Here is a 6,274-nt window from a genome sequence, read left to right on the forward strand (position 1 = left end):
AAACAATACCATATTGAACTTACTGATATATTGAGAGAGTATCTTGAAAAACGCTATCATGTTAAGGCACTTGAGCAAACCTCTGAAGAGATTTTTGCAGGTTTAAGACATATGGAAATTACGGATCAAAACAGGAGTAAATTACGTCAGATATTAATGCTGGCCGATCTTGTGAAGTTTGCTAAAGGGATGCCTTTAAACGCAGAAAACGAGCAAAGTATCGAGAATGCAATCAGTTTTGTGACCAACACTAAAGAGATTAATCAATTACCCGATAATAAAGCGCAAAATGAAACTGTTTAGTGGAATCGAATTTGCTAATCCAGGGTTTTTCTGGTTACTACTGCTGGTACCTTTAATGATTGCCTGGTACATCTGGCGCAATAAGAAGCTTCAGGGTACAATGCGCATATCGTCTGTTAAGGCCTTTATGGGTGTAAAGAAAAGCGGCTATGGTGTTTTACGGCATTATAGCATTGCATTGAAATCATTAGCCCTTATTGCAATAATTATTGGCCTGGCCAGACCCCAGAGTGCATTAAGTTGGCAAAATACAACAACAGAAGGAATAGATATTGTTATTGCTACTGATATTTCCGGAAGTATGCTTTCTGAAGATTTAAAGCCAAACAGGCTGGAGGCAGGAAAAAATATTGCTATAGACTTTATAAAAGACAGGCCCGATGACCGGATAGGTCTTGTGGTATTTAGCGGCGAAAGTTTTACGCAGTGCCCGCTTACCATTGATCATGATGTATTAATTAACTTATTTAAAGGAATTAATAATGGAATGATTGAAGATGGTACGGCGATAGGAATGGGCCTTGCAACAGCTGTTAATCGCTTAAAAGATAGCGAGGCAAAAAGTAAGGTGGTTATTTTGCTTACGGATGGCTCTAATACGGGTGGTTCAATACCTCCGGTAACTGCTGCCGAAATTGCCAAGCAAATGAACGTGCGTGTTTATACAGTTGGGGTGGGTACTAAAGGATATGCACCTTATCCTGTAAAAACACCTTTTGGTATACAGTATCAGCAAGTTCCTGTTACCATTGATGAAGGAACGCTTTCCAGTATCGCAAAAATTACCGGAGGTAAGTACTTCCGTGCTACAAATAACGATAAGCTAAAAGAGATTTATCAGCAAATTGATCAATTAGAAAAAGCAAAGATCGCTGTTACACAGTATCATAAGAAAACAGAGCGTTTTTTGCCTTTTGCATTGATTGCGCTGGCTCTTTTGCTGGTTGAATTTGGATTAAGAAATACATTGTTTAAAGGAGCTTTAACTTAATATATGTTACGTTTTGAACACATAGCGCTTTTATGGGGGCTAGCTGCCATTCCATTGTTTATCCTGATTTTTTTTCTGGTGCGCCGGTGGAAAAGAAAGGCGCTGGCCAGTCTTGGCGATAAAGCTACAGTAAGGAAAATGATCCCAGAGGTTTCTTTTACCAGACCGGGATTAAAGTTTATCTTTTTTACCGTTGCTTTTGCATCATTAGTTATTGGTGCTGCCAATCCTCAAATTGGAACTAAGGTGGAAGAGGGTAAAAAGAGCGGCGCTGATTTAATGATCCTGCTTGATGTTTCCAATAGTATGCTTGCAGGAGATCTTTCTCCGAACAGACTTGAAAATGCAAAAAGGGCAATATCACAATTGATTGATAACCTTCATAACGATAGGATAGGGATTATCATTTTTGCAGGAGAGGCTTATGTTCAGTTGCCCATAACAACTGATTATTCTGCTGCTAAATTGTTCCTGAATAACATTAGTACAGATATCGTTCCGACACAAGGAACTGCAATTGGTGCTGCAATTGATATGGGTATGAAATCTTTTGATTTTGTAAATGGAACAAGTAAAGCAATGGTACTGATGACTGATGGAGAGAATTTTGAGGATGATGCTATTGCCTCTGCAAAAAGAGCAACCGAAAAAAATGTTGCAATACATGTTATTGGCCTCGGTTCTGCAGAAGGAGCTCCGGTTCCAATTTATCAGAATGGCAATCCAACAGGCTTTAGAAAAGATGAAAAGGGGCAAACGGTTATCACCAAGCTAAATGAGCAAATGTGTAAGGAGATCTCTGAAGCTGGTAACGGAGTTTATGTTAGGGCCTCGAATGCCAATAGTGGATTGGGAATTGTGATGAATCAGATCAGCAAAATGGAGCAAAAGACATTTGACAGTAAAGTATTTAAGAATTATGAAGACAGGTTCCAGTTTTTTCTTGGGTTTGCTTTAATACTATTGGTTATAGAATTCTTTATCTCAAGTAAAAAGAACCTGAAATTAAGTGAGTTGAATTTGTTTGAAGTAAGAAAATAATGAAGCAGTTTATCATCATCATATTTATATTATTACAAGGCACTTTGCTTTTTGCTCAGAAAGAGAAGAAGTATATCCATAAAGGGAATCAGCTGTATCAGGAAAAGAAATATGCTGAGGCCGAGGCGAGTTACAGGGAATCGGTAGATAAATCGAAGGCTTCTGTGGAGGGAAACTTTAATCTTGGTGATGCTTTGTATAAGCAGAAGAAATTTGATAATGCTGCTCAGAAGTTTACAGATATTGCATCATCATCTGAGAATAAAGCGGTTAAGGCCAAAGCATATCACAATCTGGGCAATTCATTACTAGAGTCGAAAAAGCTGGAAGAAAGCATCGAAGCTTATAAAAAATCATTGATCAATAATCCTAAAGATGATGAGACTAGGTATAACCTGGCTTATGCGCAGGAAAAGCTGAAACAACAGCAGCAACAACAGAATAAGGATAAAAACAAGGATAAAAATAAAAAGGATCAGGATAAGAAAGATCAGGATAAGAAAGACCAGAACAAAGATCAAAATAAGGATAATAAGGATCAGCAAAATAAGGATCAGCAGAACAAGGATAAAGACAAGCAGGATCAGGATAAAAAAGATCAGAAAGACGGACAACAGCCGCAACCTGATAAATTGTCGAAAGAAGATGCTGAAAGAATGCTTGAAGCCTTAAAGAATGAGGAAAAGAACACTCAGGATAAGCTTAAAAATAAAAAAGCAAAAGGTGTAAAAGGCCGTATTGTTAAAGACTGGTAGACTGAGTATTTTTGCGCTAAAATGAAAATGAAACACTATATATTGTCGGTATTACTGCTGTGGACAAGCGCCTTGTTTGCCAATGGAATAAAATCTGGTGCCCAGGATGTAAAAGTTACTGCATCGGTAAGTAAAAGTGTGGTGGGTACAGGAGAGGCATTTGAAATTAGTTTTTCTGTAAATGGCAATATAGAATCGTTTAATCCACCAGCCCTTAATGGCTTTCAGGTCGTTGGGGGGCCAAATCAATCCTCAAGTTATTCATCTATTAATGGAAACACAACAGCCAGCATGTCTATTAGTTATGATCTTGTTGGGGTTAAAGAAGGTGAATATATTATAGGACCGGCACTTGTTGTTGTGAATGGAAAACAGGTTAAGTCAAACTCTGTTAAAATAAAAGTAGTAAAGGGTAAGGCTGTACCTCAAGGGAATCAGCGAAATGCGGTACCTCAGGGAGATAAGGTTGCGGAAGGAAATAGTATAGACATTTCAAAGCGGTTATTCCTTAGAGCGGTTGCAAATAAAACCAATGTTTATATCGGGGAGCAGTTTTCAGTTTCCTATAAATTATATACCAATATTGATCTGGTAGACAATGCGCTTGATAAATTGCCGGATTTTAATGGTTTCTGGAGTCAGGAGATCAAAAATAACAGCCAAAATGTACAGTGGGAGATCGAAACTTATAATGGTGAAAAATACCATGTTGCAACCCTGAAACAGATTATTCTTTTTCCGGAGCGTTTTGGCAAGCTCACGCTCGATCCTTTGGCGATGACTTTTGTGGTAAGGCAAGCTGCACCTTCAAATGATCCTATTGAACAGTTTTTTGGAGGTTCTTATAAGGATACAAAATACAAGATTAAAAGTACACCAATTACCATTAATGTGAAACCTTTGCCGGAAGCAGGCAAACCAGAGGGTTTTAATGGGGCCGTTGGAAACTTTTCTATTGGGGCTAACTTAGATAAATCATCAGTTAAAGCCAATGAAGCATTAAACTATACCCTTAAAATTACCGGATCAGGTAATTTAAAGTTGTTAAAGGCTCCGGAATTAACCCTTCCGGCGGATATAGAAAAGTATGATCCAAAGGTAAACGATGATATTAAAGAGACCATGACCGGTGTTTCCGGCAGTAGGGAGTATAGCTATTTACTTATCCCAAGGCATGAAGGCAATTATACAATTGAACCGTTAAAGTTCTCTTATTTTAATCCAGCAACGGGAAGATATGTGAGCCTCACATCCGGATCATTTCCCGTAAAGGTGGCAAAAGGCGACCMAGGTTCAAATGTTACCGCTTATGCAACAGGTGGACAGCAGGATGTTAAAACGCTGGCAAAGGATATTGCTTATATTAAAACAGGAAACCCTGGTTTAACAAAAGATGGCGAAGGCTTTTATGGTTCAGCTTTATATTATATGCTCCTTTGTACAGGTCCTGTTCTATTTTTAGCGGCATTTGGATATAGAAAATGGTATAGAGAAAACAACAGAGATGTTATAAAGGTAAAGGGTAGAAATGCCAACAAAATTGCAGCTAAACATCTGGCCAGTGCCCAGAAGCAATTGATCAGCGGAGATAAAAAAGCTTTTTATGAGAACGTATACAGAGGATTGTATGGTTATTTAAGCGATAAATTAAATATCTCTGCCGCGGATTTAAATAAAGAGAATATTGGGGAACAGCTTAAGTTAAGGACTGTTAATGAATCCATAATCGATCAATTAACAGATACGCTAGACCTTTGTGAAATGGCGAGATATGCACCTATTTCTGGTATATCTGAGCAAGAAGTATTTGATAAGGCGAAAACTATTATTAACGATATAGAAGACAATGCATAATCGCTTGAACCACTTTTTTTACAGTTTTATACTGCTGGTGATATCGCCTTTGTTTTTGTGTGCCAAAGGGAATCCGGAGGCGCTGTTTGCGAAGGGTAACAGTCAGTATGCGAAAGCACAATATAAAGAGGCTGCACAATCTTATCAGGAAGTGTTAAATGATGGGTATAAATCAGCTGAGGTATATTTTAACCTGGGTAACGCCTACTATAAAATGGGAGAGATGGCACCTGCTATTCTTTATTACGAAAAGGCATACAAAGTTACGCCAGGAGATCAGGAAATTAGCTTAAATCTTCAGCTTGCTAACTTAAAGATTGCCGATAAAATAGAATCAGTACCAGAATTTTTTCTGACGAAGTGGTGGAAATCTTTCTTTCTGTTTTTTTCTGCACAAGCATTATCCGGGTTCGCAGTTGCGTTTTTACTGCTGGGTTTTGCTTTATTGATTGTTTACCTTTTTGCCATTTCGATCTCAATTAAGAAACCAGCTTTCTACGCTGGTATAATTCTACTTGCTCTGGGACTGTTATCCATTTTTATAGTAAGCACACAAAACAGTTACCTTAATAGTAGCAGTCAGGCTATTGTATTTAATGGCACCGTGAATGTAAAGAGTGGCCCTGATGACAAGTCAAAGACACTTTTTGTGATTCATGAAGGAACCAAAGTTACCATTAAGCAAAACGACAACAACTGGATTAAAGTAGAGTTGCCTAATGGAAACATTGGTTGGGTTGAGGTTATTGCCGTAAAGGAAATTTAAACCTTTCTAAAATCAACAATTAATTCATTCTATTTTGTTTCCGGATGTTCCTTCCCATTGTGGCAGGTAATGCAGGAAATTGCTAAAAGAGCTTTTCCATCTTTGTCTTTACTGCCAATCGGGTGAAAATATTTTTTATTAATCTTCATTGTCATACGCATCATATCTCTGGCAGTTTCTTTTTCCGGTTTTTCATCGCTGGCAAAATCTAGTTTTTTAGGATCGTCTTTTCTTGCTGCATGGCAGAAGTTACATTTTACTCCTAAGGCTGTTTTAAAGCCATCCATAACTTCTTTAAGCTGATCATGACTGATGTCTTTAGGAAGAACCTTCAGGTTTGTAGGCTTTTCGTCGGCCTGCGGCATAAATGCGCTTAGCATAACGACTGTACTTAACAATACAGATAATGTGATGGTTTTTTTGTAGGTCATTTTGAGAAGTTTGATAAACTAATATACTAAATATCAATTAAAATATATTCAGGTAGAAGAGTTGAGAAGTATAATCGTTACAAAGAATTATATTTACACCTTCTGACTACAACGGGACTATTACAGTTAAATA

6 protein-coding genes and 1 pseudogene are annotated in these 6,274 nt (G+C 37.7%); 6 read left to right on the forward strand and 1 reads right to left on the reverse strand.

Going from position 1 to position 6,274, the window contains the following annotated elements; translation table 11 throughout:
• From AC1DG9_RS21400 to AC1DG9_RS21425, 6 genes and pseudogenes are all read left to right on the forward strand, one after another.
• Positions 1-303, forward strand: a pseudogene (locus AC1DG9_RS21400) (hypothetical protein); the annotation flags it as partial.
• Complete coding sequence (locus tag AC1DG9_RS21405; protein WP_200869908.1) at positions 290-1,294, forward strand: vWA domain-containing protein; 1,005 nt, start codon at positions 290-292, stop codon at positions 1,292-1,294. The pseudogene AC1DG9_RS21400 and the gene AC1DG9_RS21405, both read left to right, overlap by 14 nt.
• A 3-nt stretch (positions 1,295-1,297) precedes the next feature.
• Positions 1,298-2,335 (forward strand): vWA domain-containing protein, encoded by a 1,038-nt coding sequence (locus tag AC1DG9_RS21410; RefSeq protein WP_172659725.1) that lies wholly within the window; start codon positions 1,298-1,300, stop codon positions 2,333-2,335.
• Positions 2,335-3,090, forward strand: coding sequence for a tetratricopeptide repeat protein (locus AC1DG9_RS21415; protein ID WP_288878946.1), 756 nt, complete (start codon positions 2,335-2,337; stop codon positions 3,088-3,090). Before AC1DG9_RS21410 ends, AC1DG9_RS21415 begins: the two co-directional genes overlap by 1 nt.
• A 27-nt stretch (positions 3,091-3,117) precedes the next feature.
• The gene (locus AC1DG9_RS21420) at positions 3,118-4,944 is read left to right on the forward strand and encodes a BatD family protein (protein ID WP_477635200.1); all 1,827 of its coding nucleotides are present in this window, start codon (positions 3,118-3,120) and stop codon (positions 4,942-4,944) included.
• Positions 4,945-4,948: 4 nt separating this feature from the next.
• Positions 4,949-5,710, forward strand: a complete 762-nt coding sequence (locus tag AC1DG9_RS21425; protein ID WP_288878947.1) for a tetratricopeptide repeat protein — start codon at positions 4,949-4,951, stop codon at positions 5,708-5,710.
• A 29-nt stretch (positions 5,711-5,739) separates the two neighbouring features.
• Here the strand turns inward: AC1DG9_RS21425 and AC1DG9_RS21430 are convergent, their stop codons facing one another.
• Positions 5,740-6,141 (reverse strand): c-type cytochrome, encoded by a 402-nt coding sequence (locus AC1DG9_RS21430; RefSeq protein ID WP_048906729.1) that lies wholly within the window; start codon positions 6,139-6,141, stop codon positions 5,740-5,742.
• Positions 6,142-6,274: the final 133 nt, after the last annotated feature.

Source organism: Pedobacter sp. 05L430 (assembly GCF_056397585.1).

What these genes read in the sequence shown, in the direction of transcription:
- AC1DG9_RS21405 (WP_200869908.1), top strand. Translation starts at nt 290, where the DNA reads ATGAAACTGTTTAGTGGAATCGAATTTGCTAATCCAGGGTTTTTCTGG.
- AC1DG9_RS21410 (WP_172659725.1), top strand. Translation starts at nt 1,298, where the DNA reads ATGTTACGTTTTGAACACATAGCGCTTTTATGGGGGCTAGCTGCCATT.
- AC1DG9_RS21415 (WP_288878946.1), top strand. Translation starts at nt 2,335, where the DNA reads ATGAAGCAGTTTATCATCATCATATTTATATTATTACAAGGCACTTTG.
- AC1DG9_RS21430 (WP_048906729.1), bottom strand. Translation starts at nt 6,141, where the DNA reads ATGACCTACAAAAAAACCATCACATTATCTGTATTGTTAAGTACAGTC.